Annotated in this window: 13 protein-coding genes; 8 read left to right on the top strand and 5 right to left on the bottom strand. The window is 68.8% G+C overall.

What is annotated here, in order from left to right:
• Positions 1-86 precede the first annotated feature (86 nt).
• The 4 genes from ACFXK0_RS14360 to puuE are packed head-to-tail and all read left to right on the top strand — an operon-like array spanning position 87 to position 6,278.
• Positions 87-3,161, top strand: coding sequence for a molybdopterin-dependent oxidoreductase (locus tag ACFXK0_RS14360; protein ID WP_379410589.1), 3,075 nt, complete (start codon positions 87-89; stop codon positions 3,159-3,161).
• Complete coding sequence (locus tag ACFXK0_RS14355) at positions 3,158-4,408, top strand: DUF6986 family protein (RefSeq protein ID WP_379410588.1); 1,251 nt, start codon at positions 3,158-3,160, stop codon at positions 4,406-4,408. Before ACFXK0_RS14360 ends, ACFXK0_RS14355 begins: the two co-directional genes overlap by 4 nt.
• Positions 4,405-5,376: an allantoicase gene (alc, locus tag ACFXK0_RS14350; RefSeq protein WP_379410587.1), complete on the top strand. Its 972-nt coding sequence runs from the start codon at positions 4,405-4,407 to the stop codon at positions 5,374-5,376. The genes ACFXK0_RS14355 and alc overlap by 4 nt, the downstream gene beginning before the upstream one ends.
• Positions 5,373-6,278 (top strand): allantoinase PuuE, encoded by a 906-nt coding sequence (gene puuE / locus ACFXK0_RS14345; protein ID WP_379410586.1) that lies wholly within the window; start codon positions 5,373-5,375, stop codon positions 6,276-6,278. Before alc ends, puuE begins: the two co-directional genes overlap by 4 nt.
• Before the next feature lie 34 nt (positions 6,279-6,312).
• Here puuE and ACFXK0_RS14340 read toward each other — a convergent pair whose 3' ends face one another.
• The gene (locus tag ACFXK0_RS14340) at positions 6,313-6,600 is read right to left on the bottom strand and encodes a hypothetical protein (protein WP_379410585.1); all 288 of its coding nucleotides are present in this window, start codon (positions 6,598-6,600) and stop codon (positions 6,313-6,315) included.
• A gap of 37 nt (positions 6,601-6,637) precedes the next feature.
• Positions 6,638-7,075: a MarR family winged helix-turn-helix transcriptional regulator gene (locus tag ACFXK0_RS14335; RefSeq protein ID WP_379410584.1), complete on the bottom strand. Its 438-nt coding sequence runs from the start codon at positions 7,073-7,075 to the stop codon at positions 6,638-6,640.
• Positions 7,076-7,145: 70 nt separating this feature from the next.
• Between ACFXK0_RS14335 and ACFXK0_RS14330 the strand changes: the two genes are divergently transcribed.
• Positions 7,146-7,973 carry an alpha/beta fold hydrolase gene (locus ACFXK0_RS14330; protein WP_379410582.1) on the top strand — a complete coding sequence of 276 codons (828 nt, stop codon included), beginning with the start codon at positions 7,146-7,148 and terminating at the stop codon, positions 7,971-7,973.
• 184 nt (positions 7,974-8,157) lie between these two features.
• Here the strand turns inward: ACFXK0_RS14330 and ACFXK0_RS14325 are convergent, their stop codons facing one another.
• Positions 8,158-9,312: an alpha/beta hydrolase family protein gene (locus tag ACFXK0_RS14325; RefSeq protein WP_379410706.1), complete on the bottom strand. Its 1,155-nt coding sequence runs from the start codon at positions 9,310-9,312 to the stop codon at positions 8,158-8,160.
• 491 nt (positions 9,313-9,803) lie between these two features.
• Between ACFXK0_RS14325 and aceA the strand changes: the two genes are divergently transcribed.
• From aceA to metE, 3 genes are all read left to right on the top strand, one after another.
• Positions 9,804-11,093 (top strand): isocitrate lyase, encoded by a 1,290-nt coding sequence (gene aceA, locus ACFXK0_RS14320; protein ID WP_379410581.1) that lies wholly within the window; start codon positions 9,804-9,806, stop codon positions 11,091-11,093.
• A gap of 184 nt (positions 11,094-11,277) precedes the next feature.
• Positions 11,278-12,138, top strand: coding sequence for a 3-hydroxybutyryl-CoA dehydrogenase (locus ACFXK0_RS14315; protein ID WP_336087620.1), 861 nt, complete (start codon positions 11,278-11,280; stop codon positions 12,136-12,138).
• Positions 12,139-12,693: 555 nt separating this feature from the next.
• Positions 12,694-14,997 (top strand): 5-methyltetrahydropteroyltriglutamate--homocysteine S-methyltransferase, encoded by a 2,304-nt coding sequence (metE, locus tag ACFXK0_RS14310; RefSeq protein WP_379410580.1) that lies wholly within the window; start codon positions 12,694-12,696, stop codon positions 14,995-14,997.
• 156 nt (positions 14,998-15,153) lie between these two features.
• Here the strand turns inward: metE and ACFXK0_RS14305 are convergent, their stop codons facing one another.
• Both ACFXK0_RS14305 and ACFXK0_RS14300 read right to left on the bottom strand, forming a co-directional pair.
• Positions 15,154-15,885, bottom strand: a complete 732-nt coding sequence (locus ACFXK0_RS14305) for a ZIP family metal transporter (protein WP_379410579.1) — start codon at positions 15,883-15,885, stop codon at positions 15,154-15,156.
• A gap of 3 nt (positions 15,886-15,888) precedes the next feature.
• Positions 15,889-17,073, bottom strand: a complete 1,185-nt coding sequence (locus ACFXK0_RS14300; RefSeq protein ID WP_379410578.1) for an AI-2E family transporter — start codon at positions 17,071-17,073, stop codon at positions 15,889-15,891.
• Between the last annotated feature and the right edge of the window lie 348 nt (positions 17,074-17,421).

The raw sequence follows: 17,421 nt of genomic DNA, 5'->3' as shown, positions 1-17,421 counted from the left end.
CTCGACGGCCAGGGGCTGGGTCTCGCTTCGGCTGGAGGCATTGGGCGTGGCAGCCTCGTGTTCACCCCGTTTTCGGGGGGTGGTTCATGCGGCTGACTGTCGACGGGCGGGTGGTCGAGGTGGCCGCGCGGCCCGGGCAATGTCTGCGGACGCTGCTGCGCGAACAGGGCGAACTCGCGGTCAAGAAGGGGTGCGACTCCGGCGATTGCGGTGCCTGCTCTGTTCTGCTCGACGGTGATCCTGTGCATTCCTGCGTCGTCCCCGCCCACCGTGCCGCAGGCCGCACGGTGACGACCGCCGCCGGTCTCGGCGGAAATGCCGTGCAGCGGAGAATGGTCGAGCACGCAGGCTTCCAATGTGGTTTCTGCACAGCCGGTATGGTCGTCACCGCCAGCGGTCTAGCCGCTGCCCGCAACGCCGATCTTCCAGGTTCCGATGCCGTCGATCTGCCCGCGCACCTGGTCACCGATACCGAGCGTGCGGAGTTGTTGAAGGGCAACCTCTGCCGGTGCACGGGCTACCGCGCCATCGCCGACGCACTCACACCCTGTGCACCACTGTGCACAACTTCCGCCGACACCCCGCAGGCACACCACGTGCCACCGCGAGCGGGATCGTCGCGTGCCTCGCGTACTGGTGCGCAGGGTGCCGGGTGCGGGCCGAGCAGGGACGTCGACGACCCGGCTGACAGCGGTGCGCCGGAAGACGATTTCGCGGCGGGCGGCGGCGCGGAGTCGGTGGTGGCCGAGGGGCCAGGGGTCGGTTCGTTTGTTGGGCGGGGGTCTGAGCCGGAGACGACGTCTGTGGCGGTGGGTGCCGGTCCCGAGGTGGAGGCGGCGCGAGTGCGTGCGGTGGCGGCCGGTGTCGGGCGGCCGTTCGGGGCGGGGCAGGTGGGGGATGGGGTGGGGGCGCCCGGGGGTGAGTGGATCGTGCGCGGTGGGGAGCCGTTCACGATGGATGTGGTTGTGGGGGAGGGGGATCGGCAGCCGCCTGTGGCGCCGTGGCATCTGGCGGTGTTGGGTAGTCCGTACGCGCATGCGCGGATTGTGTCGATCGACGTGGCCGCGGCGGCGGCGGTGCCGGGGGTTCGGCTGGTGCTGACCTCGGCGGATGCGCCTGCGGTGGCGTTCTCCACCGCGCGGCACGAGTTGCGGGAGGACGATCCGGACGACACCTTCGTGCTCGATCGGGTGGTGCGGTTCGTGGGTCAGCGGGTGGCGGCTGTGGTGGGGGAGACCTTGGACGCGGCGCGGGCGGGGGTGCGGGCGCTGCGGGTGGAGTACGAGGTGTTGCCCGCGGTGTTCACACCGGAGGCGGCGCTGGCGGACCAGGCGCCGAAACTGCATGCGGACAAGCCGGTGTCGGCGCGCATCGCCGACGCGCAACGGAACCTGGTCGCCGAGATTCACGGTGGCGTCGGGGATTTCGATGCCGGAATCGCCGCTGCGGCGAAAGTGGTGCGGGGCGTGTGGCATTCGCCGCGTGTTCAGCACGTGCACCTGGAGACGCACGGTGGGATCGGCTGGCTCGACGACGCCGGCAGGCTCGTGGTGCGGACGAGTACCCAGGTGCCGTTCCTGGTGCGCGACGAACTGTGCCACGTCTTCGGGCTCGGCCGGGACCGGGTGCGGGTGTTCGCGACCCGGGTCGGTGGCGGGTTCGGGGCCAAGCAGGAGATGCTGGCCGAGGATCTGATCGCGCTGGCCGTGCTGCGCACCGGGCATCCGGTGCAGTACGAGTTCACCCGCACCGACGAATTCACCTCCGCCACCTGCCGTCACCCGATGCGCGTCGCCGTCACCGCCGCCGCCGACGCGAACGGCCTGCTCACCGCCCTGGCCGTGGACGTACTCGCCGACGCGGGCGCCTACGGCAACCACAGTGCCGGTGTGATGTTCCACTCTGTCGGCGAATCCGTCGCCGTCTACCGCTGCCCGAACAAGCGGGTCGACGGACAAGCGGTGTACACCAACAACATTCCCTCGGGCGCGTTCCGTGGCTACGGATTGGGTCAGGTGATCTTCGGCGTCGAATCGGCCGTCGACGAACTCGCCCGCGAACTCGGCATCGACCCGTTCGATTTCCGCAGGCGCAATGTCGTCGTCCCCGGTGACCGGTTCACCGGTGCCGAAATCGACGAGGGCGACCTGACTTTCGGCAGCTACGGCCTCGACCAATGCCTCGACACCGCCGAGCGGGCGCTCCACCGCGGCAACGGGGCGCCCGTCCCCGGCCCGGACTGGCGAACCGGCGAAGGTATGGCCGTGGCGATGATCGCGACCGTGCCGCCGCGCGGCCACCACGCCGACGCCACCGCGCGCCTGCGCGCTGACAGCACCTACGAAATCGGTGTCGGTACGGCCGAATTCGGCAACGGCACCACCACTGTGCACGCCCAGCTCGCCGCGACCGCGCTCGCCACCACCGCCGCCCGCATCGTGATCCGCCGCTCCGATACCGATGTGGTCGGCCACGACACCGGCGCCTTCGGCTCCACCGGCACCGTGGTCGCGGGCAAGGCCGCCTACGCGGCGGCGCTGGAACTGCACGCGCTGCTGCTGGCCAGAGCCGCCAAGGTGACCGGTCATCCCGAACGCGACTGCGTGCTCGAGGCCGACGGCGTGCGCTGCGGCACCGGCTTCGTGACCACCGCCGAGCTGCTGGCCGACGGCGACCTGATCGCGCACGGCACCCACGCCGGCACCCCGCGTTCGGTGAGTTTCAATGTGCACGCCTTCCGCGTCGCGGTGCAACCGGACACCGGTCTGGTGCGGATCCTGCAGTCGATCCAGGTGGCCGACGCGGGCACCGTGGTCAACCCGGTGCAGCTGCGCGGTCAGCTCGACGGCGGCATCGCCCAGGCACTCGGCACCGCCCTCTACGAGGACATGCGGACCGAGCGGGGCGTGGTCACCACCAGGACCCTGCGTCACTACCACATTCCGCAGTTCGCCGATCTGCCCCGCACCGAGGTCTATTTCGCCGAAACCAGTGACGAGCTGGGCCCGCTGGGTGCCAAATCGATGAGTGAGTCCCCCTACAATCCGGTCGCGCCCGCACTGGCCAATGCGATCCGCGACGCTGTCGGCGTGCGACCGGACCGACTACCGATGACCGCCGATCGCCTGTGGCGGCGCATCCAGAAAGGAACCGCCGGGTGAGCACCCATCTTCCCGAGCACATCCGCGCCCGCATCGACGCCGTGCTCGACAGTGTCGACGCCGACCTGCGGGCCCGCTATCCGGGCCAGGGGAACCGGGTACAGCCCGTGCACACCGCCTACGTCGCCGCCGACCGTGCCACCGCGGACACCCCGGCCGAGTGGGGTGCCACCGCCCTCGAGCTGCTCGACCGCCACACCGGAATCCTCACCGACCTTGACGCCACCGGCTCGCTCCCCGCCGTCCGCGACCGGCTGACCGACCAGCCGATCCAGGACCTGCGTATCGACTTCGAGGACGGCTACGGCTTCCGCGCCGACGACGAGGAGGACGCCGCCGCCGTAGCCGCAGGTGAGGCACTGACGGCCTGGGTCGAAAAGCCGGGGGCACCAACATCATTCGGTGTCCGAACCAAGGGTCTTGCCGCCGGGGAACGCCGACGCGCGCTGCGCACACTGGAACTGGTACTCGAGGGCGCGGGCGGAGTGCCGCCCGGATTCGTGTTCACCGTGCCGAAGATCCGTGCCGCCGAACAGGTCTCGGCGCTGGTCGACCTGTGCTCCGGCCTCGAACGCGGCTACGGCCTGCCCGACCACACCCTGCGCTTCGAACTACAGATCGAGAGCCCGCAGGCGATCATCGCCCCCGACGGGTCGGCACCGATCGCCCGGATGATCCAGCTCGCCGCCGGTCGTTGCAGCGCACTGCATTTCGGCACCTACGACTACACCGCCGCCTGCGGCATCGCCGCCACCGACCAGGCGCTCGACCATCCCGCCGCCGACCACGCCAAGGCCGTGATGCAGGTCGCGGCCGCGCAGACCGGTGTCTGGATCTGCGACGGCTCCACCCAGATCGTCCCCGGCGACGAGCCCGAAGCCGCCTTCCGCAACCATCACCGCCTGGTCGAACGGGCCCTGCGCCGTGGCTACTACCAGGGCTGGGACATGCATCCCGGCCATCTCGTCACCCGCTGGCTGGCTACCTACGACTTCTTCCGCACCGCCACCGACGTGGCCGTCCCGCGCTTGCTGGCCTATCTCGATCGCCGGTCGGGCGGGGTCGTCGACGAGCCGGCCACGGCCGAGGCGCTCGCGACCACGGTGCTGCGCGGCCTGCGCTGCGGCGCGACCACCGCCGACGAACTCGGCACGCGCGCACCGGAACTCAGCGAGCCGGTCCTCGAGGCGCTGGCAGCACGGCAGCCACTGACCACACTGGCAGTACACGAAGAGGAGACACGGTGACCACAGACCACGAAGACTTCACGCTCCTGCCCGATCTGGCGGTCCGCCCGCTCGGCGGTTCGGTGATCTGGGCGAACGACGAGTTCTTCGCGGAGAAGGAGAACCTGGTCAACTCGGGTCCGCCGGAGTATCAGCCGTCGACCTTCGGGCACAAGGGCCAGGTCTACGACGGCTGGGAGACGCGCCGTCATCGGGGCAGGCCCGGTGACGATTCGGCCGTCGTGCGTCTCGGTGTCCCCGGTGTGATCCGGGGGATCGTGGTCGACACCGCGTGGTTCAAGGGCAACTATCCGCCCGAGGTGTCGGTCGCGGCGCTGGAGATCGCGGGCTATCCGCCGGCCGGCGAGATCGCCGCGCGCACCGACTGGGTGCCGCTGCTGGACCGGGTGAAAGTGGGTGGTGACAGCCGCAACCTGTTCGCCGTCGATGACGAGAACCGTTGGACCCATGTGAAACTCACCATGCACCCCGACGGCGGCGTCGCTCGCCTGCGCGTGCACGGCGAAGGTCGTCCCGACCCCGCGCTGCTCGGTCTGGGCCCGCTCGACCTGGCCGCCCTGGAGAACGGCGCCCTCGTCGTCGACTGCTCCAACCGCTTCTACAGCTCACCCAACCAGCTGCTCTACCCCGGCCTGGCCCGGGTGATGGGCGACGGCTGGGAGACCGCGCGCCGCCGCGACGACGGAAACGACTGGGTACGAATCAAATTGGCCGGTCCCGGTGCGATCCGGCTCGCCGAGATCGATACCTCCTGCTTCCTCGGTAACAGCCCCGGCTCGGCCGCGCTCACCGGATTCACCACCGACGGAACCGAAGTCGAGCTGCTGGCGCGCACCGAGCTGCTGCCCGACACCCGGCACCGCTTCGCACTGACACCGGCCGCCGCCTCGGTCGAGGAAGTGCGCCTCGACATCTACCCCGACGGCGGACTGGCCCGACTGCGCCTCTACGGGGAGCTCGGCGGGTGAGCGAGCTGCGTGATTTCGTCGGCTACGGTCCAGCGACGCCCGACCCGCGGTGGCCCGGCGACGCGCGCATAGCCGTGCAGTTCGTGCTGAATTACGAAGAGGGCGGGGAGCACAACGTCCTCGATGGGTCACCGCATTCGGAAACCTTCCTCTCGGAGATGACTCCCGCCGAGGCGTTCCCGAATCGGCACATGAGCATGGAATCGCTCTACGAATACGGATCGCGCGCCGGCCTGTGGCGGCTCCTGCGCGCGTTCGAGCGGCGCGGTCTGCCGTTGACGATCTTCGCTGTCGCCCAGGCCATGCAGCGCAATCCTGAAGCGGTGGCGGCCTTTCGGGAGCTGGGCCACGAGATCGCCAGTCACGGATTGCGGTGGAAGTCCTATCAACTAGTCGACCGGGAGACCGAGCGCGCCGACCTGGCCGCGGCGGTACGCATTCTCACCGAGCTGACCGGGTCGGCGCCGCTGGGCTGGTACACCGGTCGCGATTCACCGAACACCCGCGAATTGGTCGTCGAGCACGGCGGTTTCGTCTACGACTCCGATTCCTACGCCGACGACCTGCCGTACTGGACCGAGGTGTCCGGCCGCCAGCACCTGGTCGTTCCCTACACCCTCGACACCAACGACATGCGCTACGCCTCCCCGGCCGGATTCCCCAGCGGCGAACAGTTCTTCGCGCACCTGCGCGACGCCTTCGACGTGCTGTATCGGGAAGGGGCGGAAGGACATCCGAAGATGCTCTCGATCGGTCTGCACTGCCGGATCGCGGGCCGCCCGGCGCGCACCGCCGCACTGGAACGGTTCCTCGATCACGTCCAGGCGCACGACAAGGTGTGGGTCGCCCGCCGGATCGAGATCGCCGAACACTGGCACCAGGAGCACCCGCCCGTCGGCTGAAGCGCCCCGCGCCGGTGGGCGCGGGGCGGTCGGGTCAGGCAAGGCCGCAGCGTTCGATGTTGTCCAGGGTGATCTGGCGATCGTTTTCCTTGGCCTGCGGGACCCGGTTGTAGGCGCCCATCGAATCCATGTACTCGACGAAGGCGTCCGCGATCTGCTCCGGCGTCGCCTCGGGATTGGTGGCGCGGACGTTGTCGACCAGCGCGCGGGTGGTCTCGCACTGCTCTTCCTGGGTGAAGATCGGCGGTGGGTCGGCATGGGCGAAGGCCGGGGTCAGCAGCACGGCGAACAGGGCCAGGGCGATCGGGCGAACGATTCTCACCTCTGCGACTGTACCGACGCGACGGTGAGTCCCGAAGTCACTGGGGCGCGGCGGCTCTGGGCCTGAGGTGGCGGGCCAGCACTTCGAGCGCGGCGTGTACCTCGCCGAGCGCGGCGTGGTCGGCGGTGGGGAGGGCGGCGGCGAGCGCGTCGTCGATGGTGCTCGCGCGGATGCGGGCGACGCGCTCGGAGATGGTGGCTGCCGGGCGGATGACGGTGCGGCGCCGGTCGCGGGGATCGGTGTCGGTGGTGATCGAGCCCGCCGTCTGCAATCGGGTCACCGCGGTCGAGACCGCGCTCTGTGGCAGGCCGGTGCGGCGCGCGATCTCGCCGACGGTGCTGTCGGGGTGCGCGACGATATCGCTGGTCACGACGAGAACGGGCCGGTGTCCACCACCCAGGCCCTCGGTGGGCAGGGCGTCTTCGCCGATCTTCATCAGTGCCCGGCCGAGCAGGAACAGTTCGACTCCATCCATGCCATCAAGGTACATCACAATTGATACATCAATATTGATGAATCAAGATTGATGGATTAGCGTGGTCGGCATGAGCACGATTCACGCAGACAAACTGCCGGTTCCGGGCGCCGAGATCTACTACGAAGTGCGCGGTGACGGTCCGTTGCTGCTGATCTCGCAGAGCGGGGAGGGGGACGCGGGGCGCAGCGAGGCGCTGGTCCGGCAGCTGGCGGCGGACTTCACCGTCATCACCTACGACCGCCGCGGCCTGTCCCGCAGCACGATCCACGGCGCTCCCGCCCCGTCCATGGCCGCCCACGCCGACGACGCGCACCGGCTCCTGGCCGAGCTCGCCGACGGGCCGGTGGCCATGCTCGGGTGCAGTATGGGCGCGGCGATCGGCCTGCACCTCGCGGTGAACCATCCCGGGCAGCTGAGCACGCTGATCGCGCACGAACCGGTCAGCCCGTGGCTACTCACCGACCCGCACCGTGCCGAGCACCTCGCCGAACTCGCCCAGTGCCAGGCGGTCTTCCACGCCGAAGGCTGGCAGGCGGCTCTGGCTCCGATGGTCCGCACGCTGGGTATCGACCCGGTGCATCAGGACATCGAACCCGGCGTCCAGCTCACCCCGATCACCCCGGAACGCGCCGAGAACTTCGCCTACTTCCTCGCCCACGACTTCACCGCCGTCCGCGAAGACCACCTCGACACCGACCTCCTGCGCGACTCCCCGGTCCACATCGTCCCCGCCACCGGCCGCACCACCCCGCGGCACGTCTTCGACCACCGCTGCGCCGCCGAACTCGCCGCCCTGCGCGCCACCGACCTCGTCGAATTCCCTGGCGGCCACAACGGAAACCTCACCCACCCCACCGCATACGCCGAGGTACTGCGGGGTGTCCTGGACGCCTAGTCGGCAGGTGGCAGTGCTGTGCCCGAGCCCGGTCGCGAGTCGGCGAAGACTCGTCCACTCCACGGCTTACGCCGAAGTGCTGCGGGGCGTCCTGGGCGGCAGGCCGGCGGTGCTGTGCCTGGGCATGGTCGCGAGACGACGAAGACCCGTCCACTGCGGCAGTGGACGGGTCTTCGTCATCGGATCAGGCGAACAGTGACTCGACGAACGGGATCGAGTCGACCAGCGACGCGTTCACGGTGTCGCTGTGGTCGGTGGGGTAGGTGCGGGCGGTGACCGGCTGGCGGTTGGCTTCCAGCACCGCCATGTAGCGGAGGGTTTCGGGGGTGACCACGTCGGTGTCGCGAAGGCCCTGGCCGAGGAAAAGCGGCCGGTCGAAGCCGGATTCGGGCAGGCCCATGTAGCGGGACAGCAGGCCGTGGATGTCCGGGATGCTCGACAGCGGGCGGGCGAACATGCTGCCCACCGCGGGCTTGGCGGCGGCCAGTTCGTCGCCGAGCGGGCCGATGCAGGCGGTCTGGGCGCGGTCGACCCAGCTGCGGCCGGACTCGGTGAGCAGGTCGTCGATGCCGAGGTCGGGGAAGGTGGTGCGCAGGCCGTTGAGGATGTAGAGCACGTAGGCCGTCAGGTGTGAGCTCAGCGCGATCGGGGGCACGCCGGGGCCGACGAGCTGCGCGATGTCCTCGATGTAGGCGGGCACGCCGGTGCCGACCGCGCCGCGGTAGTCGAGCGCTGCACCGCCGAACTCGGTGGCGTAGCGGGCGGTGAACACGGCGGCGCCGCCGCCCTGGGACTGGCCGACCACGGCCCACTTGTTCGACAGCGAGGGATAGTGCGTGGTCGCGGCCCGCACGGCGTCGACCACATTGTGGGCCTCCACCACCCCGTTGAGGTACGGGTGCTCACCCGGGCCGCCCAGGCCCGCGTAATCGGCCGCCACGACCGCGTAGCCCTGCCGCAGCCAGGTGCCCAGGTAGGCCCAGTCGCGCTCGACCGCGCCGGGCCCGGCCACGCTGTAGGCGCAGTCGTCGCCGAGGCCGACGGTGCCGTGCGCCCACGCGATCACCGGCCAGCCACCGGCCGGCGCCTCGCCCGGCGGGAAATAGACCGCGGCGCTCGTCGTGGTCGGGGCGTCGCCCACGGTCGACGAGCGGTAGATCAGGCGCTCGGCGCCGGCCGAACCGGGCAGGGTGGCCGCGTCCGAGAGCGCCTCGACTCCGACCACGCTGCCCGCGTCCTGCCCCGGCTGCGCGCCCGCAGCGGCCGGCACCAGGCTCACCGCGGCCGTCGCCGCGACCACTGCCAGCGCGATCTTCGACAGCGCCGCGATTCTCGTCATTCCCATGGGGTCACCCTCTCCTCGTCGCGGACGAGTGTCCAGTACGTGCTGCCGGGCCGCCACCGCCGGGGTGTCAGTGACGACACGCACAGCGTTCGTCCCCGGCGTGGTGTGTGAATCAACTCACAGAGTGCGAGGGTTGGGTGTGCGGCGAGGCCACCACCCGAAGATCGCTAACAGTACGGGCGTTATGCTAAAACTCCAGGTCAGCACTACTCGCCGGTAGCTTCGGTGCTTGCAATTAGCCTGCAAATTTCGCAAAGTTAGCAAACGCGGCGGCAAACCTAGCTGAGATTCACATAAGCAACAGGTAGACGGCTATTTCCTGGTGTGTCATCGTGTGGAAGTACACCCCTTGGGCCCTAGCTAGTCCTAGCAAGCCTGCAAATTGCTCCAGCAGTACGAATCGCGCAACCGAAAGCGTTCAGCCGCCGGTTGTTTCACGATCGGATCGCCGGAGCACCGACCACACCGAGGAAGTGGAGTCAGAGATGTCGACTGTCGGCACCCCGAAGACCGCTGCGGAGATCCAGAACGACTGGGACACCAACCCCCGTTGGAAGGGCATCACCCGCAACTACACCGCCGAGCAGGTCGTCGCCCTGCAGGGCAACGTCGTCGAGGAGCACACCCTCGCCCGTCGTGGTGCCGAGATCCTCTGGGACCTCGTCAACAACGAGGACTACATCAACTCCCTCGGTGCCCTCACCGGCAACCAGGCCGTGCAGCAGGTCCGCGCCGGCCTGAAGGCCATCTACCTGTCGGGCTGGCAGGTCGCCGGTGACGCGAACCTGTCCGGCCACACCTACCCCGACCAGTCGCTGTACCCGGCGAACTCGGTCCCGTCGGTGGTCCGTCGCATCAACAACGCGCTGCTGCGCGCCGACGAGATCGCCAAGGTCGAGGGTGACACCTCGGTCGCCAACTGGCTGGCCCCGATCGTGGCCGACGCCGAGGCCGGCTTCGGTGGCGCGCTGAACGCCTACGAGCTGCAGAAGGCGATGATCGCCGCTGGTGCCGCCGGTGTCCACTGGGAGGACCAGCTGGCCTCGGAGAAGAAGTGCGGCCACCTCGGTGGCAAGGTGCTGATCCCGACCCAGCAGCACATCCGCACCCTGACCTCCGCGCGCCTGGCCGCCGACGTCGCCGACGTGCCGTCGGTGATCATCGCCCGCACCGACGCCGAGGCCGCCACCCTGCTCACCACCGACGTGGACGAGCGCGACCGCGAGTTCCTCGACGGCACCCGTACCGCCGAGGGCTTCTTCGGTGTGAAGAACGGCATCGAGCCCTGCATCGCGCGTGCCAAGGCCTACGCCCCCTACGCCGACCTCATCTGGATGGAGACCGGCGTGCCGGACCTCGAGGTCGCGCGCAAGTTCGCCGAAGCCGTCAAGTCGGAGTTCCCCGACCAGCTGCTGTCCTACAACTGCTCGCCTTCGTTCAACTGGAAGGCGCACCTGGACGACGCGACCATCGCCAAGTTCCAGCGTGAGCTCGGCGCGATGGGCTTCAAGTTCCAGTTCATCACCCTGGCCGGCTTCCACTCGCTCAACTACGGCATGTTCGACCTGGCGCACGGTTACGCCCGCAACGGCATGACCTCGTTCGTCGACCTGCAGGAGCGCGAGTTCGCCGCCGCCGCCGAGCGTGGCTTCACCGCCGTGAAGCACCAGCGTGAGGTCGGTGCCGGCTACTTCGACACCATCGCCACCACCGTGGACCCGAACACCTCGACGGCGGCCCTGAAGGGCTCCACCGAAGAGGGTCAGTTCCACTGATCCGCCGGGGTTGCTTTGACTAGCAACACCATTCCTCTACTCCGGTAGGGGTGTACGCCCTCCCACGCCGAACAGCCCCGGCGTGGGAGGGCATCCCTATACTCTGGGCCGCAGACCTCCCCAACGGTCTCGGCCCGCCTTTCACCACCCGCGGCGCCAGCCGCCAAAAACACAGGAGCGGGACGTGAGCGAGAAGATTCAGCGCGTCGGGATCATCGGCGCCGGACAGATGGGCGCGGGCATCGCGGAAGTGTGCGCACGCGCGCACGTCGACGTCCTCGTCTACGAGACCAGTCGCGAACTCGCCGCCGCGGGTCGCGCACGGATCCTGCGCTCGCTGGACCGTGGCGTGAGCAGCGGCAAGATCACCGAGCGCGAGCGGGAGCAGGCGGCCTGGCGGCTGCGCTTCACCTCCGATCTCGGCGACTTCGCCGACCGTCAGCTGGTCGTGGAAGCCGTTGTCGAGAACGAAGAGGTCAAGACGGCCATCTTCGCCGAGCTGGACAAGGTGGTCACCGACCCCGACGCCGTGCTCGCCTCCAACACCTCCTCCATCCCGATCATGAAGATCGCGGTCGCCACGGCGAACCCCGAGCGCGTGGTCGGCCTGCACTTCTTCAACCCGGTGCCGGTGCTGCCGCTGGTCGAGCTGGTCACCACGCTCAAGACCAGCGAGCCGGTCGCCAAGCGCGCCGAGGCGTTCGCCGCCGACATCCTGGGCAAGCAGGTCGTGCGTTCGGCCGACCGCTCCGGCTTCGTGGTCAACGCGCTGCTGGTGCCGTACCTGCTCTCGGCCATCCGGATGGTGGAGTCGGGTTTCGCCACCAAGGAAGATGTCGACAAGGCGATGGTGCTCGGGTGTGCGCACCCGATGGGGCCGCTGGCGCTGACCGACCTGGTCGGTCTGGACACGGTGAAGTCCATCGCGGACTCGATGTATGCCGAGTTCAAGGAGCCGCTGTACTCGGCGCCGCCGCTGCTGATGCGGATGGTTGAGGCGGGGCTGCTCGGTAAGAAGACCGGGGCTGGTTTTTACCAGTACTGAGGTTTGGTCGGCCTGACGCAGTGTTGCGGTCTGCCCGGTCGGGACGCTGTTTGAGGTTTGCCTGCCCAGAACGGTGAACGCTGTGTTTTTGGAGCGCTGGCGCGCTCGAGGTCGCGGCCCCTGGGGGCCGCCGGCGACCCGGCCGCGACCGCCGCTTCGCGGCGATCCCTCCTCGGGGTCGGGATGTGCGGGGCTGGGAGTGCGGGAGAGTGCGGTCTTAAGCGGCGTGGTGTGGCTGGGAGTGCGGGAGGCTGCGGACTTCGGGGTGCGGTGTGGCTGGTGGCGCAGCTGCGGCGGACTCGAGAGGTGCGGTGTAGCTGGAAGTGCAGTTGCTGCGGGCTTCGGGAGAGCGGCGTAACTGGTAGTGCGGTTGCGGCGGGCTTCGGGGGTGCGGTGTGGCTGGTAGGGCGGTCATGGCGGATTTTCGGCGGCAGCGCATAAGCTGCATGTTGCCGGTCCGTGAAGTGGGCGGTTGAAGTATCGCGAGCGCAGTATTGCTGGTGGATCCCTGTTATCGAGTGGTCCCTGGCAGGTGATGGAAGGGATGTCCCGTTCATGGTCAACGTCACCGATGGATTCGGGTCGAGCGTTCTCGGTTACCCGAGGATCGGCCCGCACCGCGAGCTGAAGCGTGCCCTCGAGGAGTACTGGCGCGGCTCGCTCGAGCGCGAGGAACTGCTCGCGGTAGGTCGCGACATCCAGGAACGCCAGTTCGACGAGCTGGCCGCGACGGGGCTGACCCAGGTCCCGGGCAACACCTTCTCCTTCTACGATCACGTCCTGGACAACGCGTTGCTGTTCGGCGCGGTGCCGTCGCGGTTCGCCGAGCAGCAGGCGGACATGCATCCGCTGGACTTCTACTTCCTGATGGCGCGCGGCAACCCGGACCTGCCGCCGCTGGAACTGGTGCGTTTCTTCGGCACCAACTACCACTACCGTCAGCCCGAACTCGACGCCGACACCACTTTCTCGCTGCACGCCGAAGCCCTGCTCGACGAGTGGGACCGGGCGATGGCCCGCGGGATCGAACTGCGTCCGGTGGTGCTCGGGCCGGTCTCGCTGCTGCTGCTGTCGAAGGCCGGTCACGTGCCCGGCGAGGCCGAATTCGACACGCTGAGCCTGCTCGACCAGCTGCTGCCGTTCTACGAGGAACTCTTCGAAATCCTCGCCAAGCGCGGGTCGACCTGTGTGCAGCTCGACGAACCCTGCTTCACCGGTGAACGCTCGCCCGCCGAGCTGGCCGCCTTCGAGAAGGCCTACCAGGTGCTGGGCAAGGCGCCGCTGCGCCCGCGCATCCTGGTCACCGGCCAGTACGGCGATTTCGGTGAGGCGCTGCGCATCCTGGCCGCCAGCAATGTCGAGGCGATCGGCCTCGACCTGGCCGGCTACCGGATGACGCCGGAGGAACTGGCCGCGATCCCCGGGATCAGGCGCAAGCGTCTGTACGCGGGCGTGATCAGCGGCACCAATGTGTGGCGCGCGGATCGTTACGTGACGCTGAACTACCTGAACTCGATCGCCGAGGTCTGCCCCGATCTGGTCGTGTCGACCGGCACCACGCTGCTGCACGTGCCCTACGACGTGCTCGCCGAATACGACATCGAGGGCAATGTCGCCGACCGGCTCGCCTTCGCCAAACAGAAGGTGGGCGAGGTGGTCTCGCTGGCCAAGGCGCTCACCGAGGGCCCGTCGGACAACTGGCGCAAGCGGCCCACCGAGGTGCACTTCAAGCAGAAGCACGCGGTACGCCAGCGCGTCTACGCGGTGACCCCGGACATGCGCGAACGCGAGCCGTACTCGGTGCGCCGCAGCGCCCAGCAGGAGCGGCTGAATCTGCCGCTGGTGCCCGCCACCACGCTGGGTTCGTTCCCGCAGAGCGGCAAGCTGCGTCAGGCTCGCCACGAGGTGGCTTCGGGCCGGCTCGACGAGCAGGACTACCGCAAGCAGGTCGAAGCCGAGATCGAGGCGACGATCCGGCTGCAGGAAGACATCGGCCTCGACGTGTTCGTGCACGGTGAGCACGAGCGCAACGACATGATCCAGTACTTCGCCGAACAGCTCGACGGCTTCGCCACCACCCGTTTCGGCTGGGTGCAGGTGTACGGCTCGCGGTGTGTGCGGCCGCCGATCGTCTACGGCGACGTCGCCCGGCCCGCGCCGATGTCGGTGGACTGGACGACCTACGCCCAGTCGCTGACCGACAGGCCGGTCAAGGGCATGGTCACCGGGCCGGTCACCATGCTGGCGCGTTCGTTCGTGCGCCAGGACCAGCCGCTCTACGAGACAGCCGACCAGGTGGCGCTGGCGATTCGGGACGAGGTGGTGGATCTGGAGAAGGCGGGCATCGCCATCATCCAGGTCGACGAACCCGCCATCCGCGAGCTGCTGCCGCCGCGTCCGCAGGGCCGCGAGGAGTACCTGCGCTGGGCGGTCGGCGCCTTCAAACTGGCCACCTCCGGCGTGCGCGCCGACACCCAGATCCACACCCACATCGGCTATTCCGGCCGGACCGAGGTGGTCGACGCGATCGAACAGCTCGACGCCGATGTCACCGCGATCGTGGCCACCCGCTCGATCGAGTGGGTCATGCAGGCCCTCACCGAGGACGTCGCCACCGGCCACGGCCTCAGCCACGGTGTCGGCCCCGGTGTCTACGAGAGCCGCTCGGCCCGCATCCCCGACATCGACGAGTTCGACGACCTGCTCACCAAGGCCGCCGAAGCCGTCACCCCCGAACGTCTCTGGGCCAACCCCGACGGCGGCCTGAAAACCCGCCACTACTGGCAGCTGGAACCCTCCCTCCGCAATATGGTCGCTGCCGCCCGCCGCGTCCGCCGCCGAGCCGAGGCCGCCGAATAGTCCGCAACGGCGATGGGCGCACCGGATTCCGGTGCGCCCATTGTCGTGTTCAGGGTCCGCGTAGGTCTGAGCCCGGCGTATTCGTGCAATCCGCGACGCTCCAGTCAGTAAAACGACTGCGGCGGCGCACTTTGCACGAAAATGCCGGGGGTTCGGTCAGTGGCTGAGGGCGGCTACGCCGAACATGGCGGTGACGCCGGTGAGGGTGCAGAGGAGGGTGAGGCGGGAGGGGTGTTCGGCGTGGGCTTCGGGGAGGATGTCGGCGGTGGCCAGGTAGAGCAGGAAGCCGGCGAAATAGCCCAGGTAGAGGCCGATGAATTGGTCGGGGACGTGGATGAGGGTGCCGAGGACGGCGCCGACCACGGGGGCGATGGCGTCGAGGGCGAGCAGGGTGAGGGCGCGTTTGCGGGCACTGCCGTAGAGGGTGGGGATGGTGAAAGTGTTGAAGCCGTCGGCGAAGTCGTGGCAGATGACGGCGATCGCGACCGAGAGGCCGACGGTGGCGCCCGCCTGGTACCCGATGCCGATACCGAAACCGTCGAGCGTGCTGTGGAAGATCAGGCCGGCGGCGGCGAGCAGGCCGACGGACTCGAATCCGTGGTGGTGGGAACCGAATTCGTCCTCGTGTCCGGTGTGGATGGCCACCGCGCGCTCGATGACGTGCAGACTCAGGAACCCGACGACGGCCGCGATCAGCACCACCGGCACCCCACCCACCTCGCCGGTGGACTGTTCGAGCGCCTCGGGAATCAGGTCGAAGGCGACCAGGCCGAGCATCACACCGGCGGCCAGCCCGAGCACCAGGTGCTTGCGATCGCCGATCCGCATGGCGACGAACCCGCCGAACAAAGTCGACAGCATGGAGACCAGACCGAAGAGGATGGCCATGCGCTACTCGCCCGCGGTGTCGGCGGGAGTCTGCTTGGGCGCCTTGCGTTTTTTCTTCGGCGGCGCGTCCGCATCCTCGGTGACCTCGTAGCGCCGCACATACGCGCCGGCGAAACCCTGCAACGTCGCGGTGACCGGGATGGCCAGCAGCGCCCCGGTCGGCCCGAGTATCGCCGCGCCGGCGATCACCGCGCCGAAGGCCACCGCCGGATGCATGTCCATGGTGGTGGCGGTGATCCGCGGCTGCAGCACGTAGTTCTCGAACTGCTGGTAGGCGATGATGAACAGCAGAATCCACAGCGCGGTGATCGGCTCGTGTACCAGCGCCACCAGCACCGGCAGCGCACCGGCCAGGTAGGTGCCGACGGTCGGGATGAACTGCGAGACCACACCGACCCACAGCGCCAGCGCGAACGCCGACGGTACATCGAACACCCGCAGCGCGATGTAGTGGGCGACCGCCGAACACAGGGCGAGCAGCGCGCGCGAATAGATGTAGCCGCCGGTCTTCTCCACCGCGATGTCCCAGGCGCGCAACACGTGCTTCTGCTGGCGGGGCGGCAGCAGCGAGCACACCCAGCGCCGGAACCGCGGCCCATCGGCGGCGAAGTAGAAGGTGAACAGCAGTACGCCCAGCGACTGGAACAGTGCGCCGATCGCGACAGTGCCGATGCCCCAGACATTTCCGGCGATCCCGACCAGATACTTCTCGATCGTGGAACTCCACTCCGAGGCGTAATCGGTCAGGTCGTCACCGGAGATGTCCTGGTCGAAGGTGGAATTGATCCAGTCGACGACATCCTGCACATAGTCGGGCGCGTTCTGGACCAGCATGGTCACCTGATTGACCAGCAGCGCGCCCAACGTCCAGACGAACGCCACCACCAGCACCAGCAACAGCGCGAACACCACCCCCGTCCCCGCCCCACGCCGAACACCCCGCGCGGCAAGCCAATTCACCGCAGGTTCGATGGCGAACGCCAGAAACAGCGACACCATCAGAATCGTCAGCAGCCCCTGCACCTTGCCCAGCACCCAGAACACCGTGACCAGCCCCGCGACGGCCAGCGCCGTATACAGCAACGCCCGCGGCAACCACCGCGGCGGCCGACGCACCGCCCAACTCGCCGGCAGCCCACTCACCTCCGCGACCGCAGTCCCGGATCTCGCTTCGTCATCGGCAGCCACGAAGTCACGGTACCGAGAGAACAGGACAAGACCACCCCACGGCACGCGACGACAGCCACGACCACATTCCCGACCCCGCACATTCCCCGATATGCGCCCATGACCGCACTACCAGCGCCACCGCCCCTCTGCAGTCCGCCACACCTGCACTCCCCGCCCCACCTCACGACTTGGGACCACCACCTACCGCACTACCAGCCACACCTCACCACTCAAGACCGCAGCCTCCCGCACTCCCGACCCCGCACATCCCGACCTCGAGGAGGGATCGCCGCGCAGCGGCGGTTCGCGGCCGTCCCGTCGATCAGGCGCCGGTGCGTAGGCGACGAAGGAGCAAGCACCGGTGCC

It is taken from the genome of Nocardia sp. NPDC059177 (assembly GCF_042755165.1).
GTDB lineage: Bacteria > Actinomycetota > Actinomycetes > Mycobacteriales > Mycobacteriaceae > Nocardia.
This window is presented reverse-complemented; position numbering and strand designations above follow the sequence as displayed.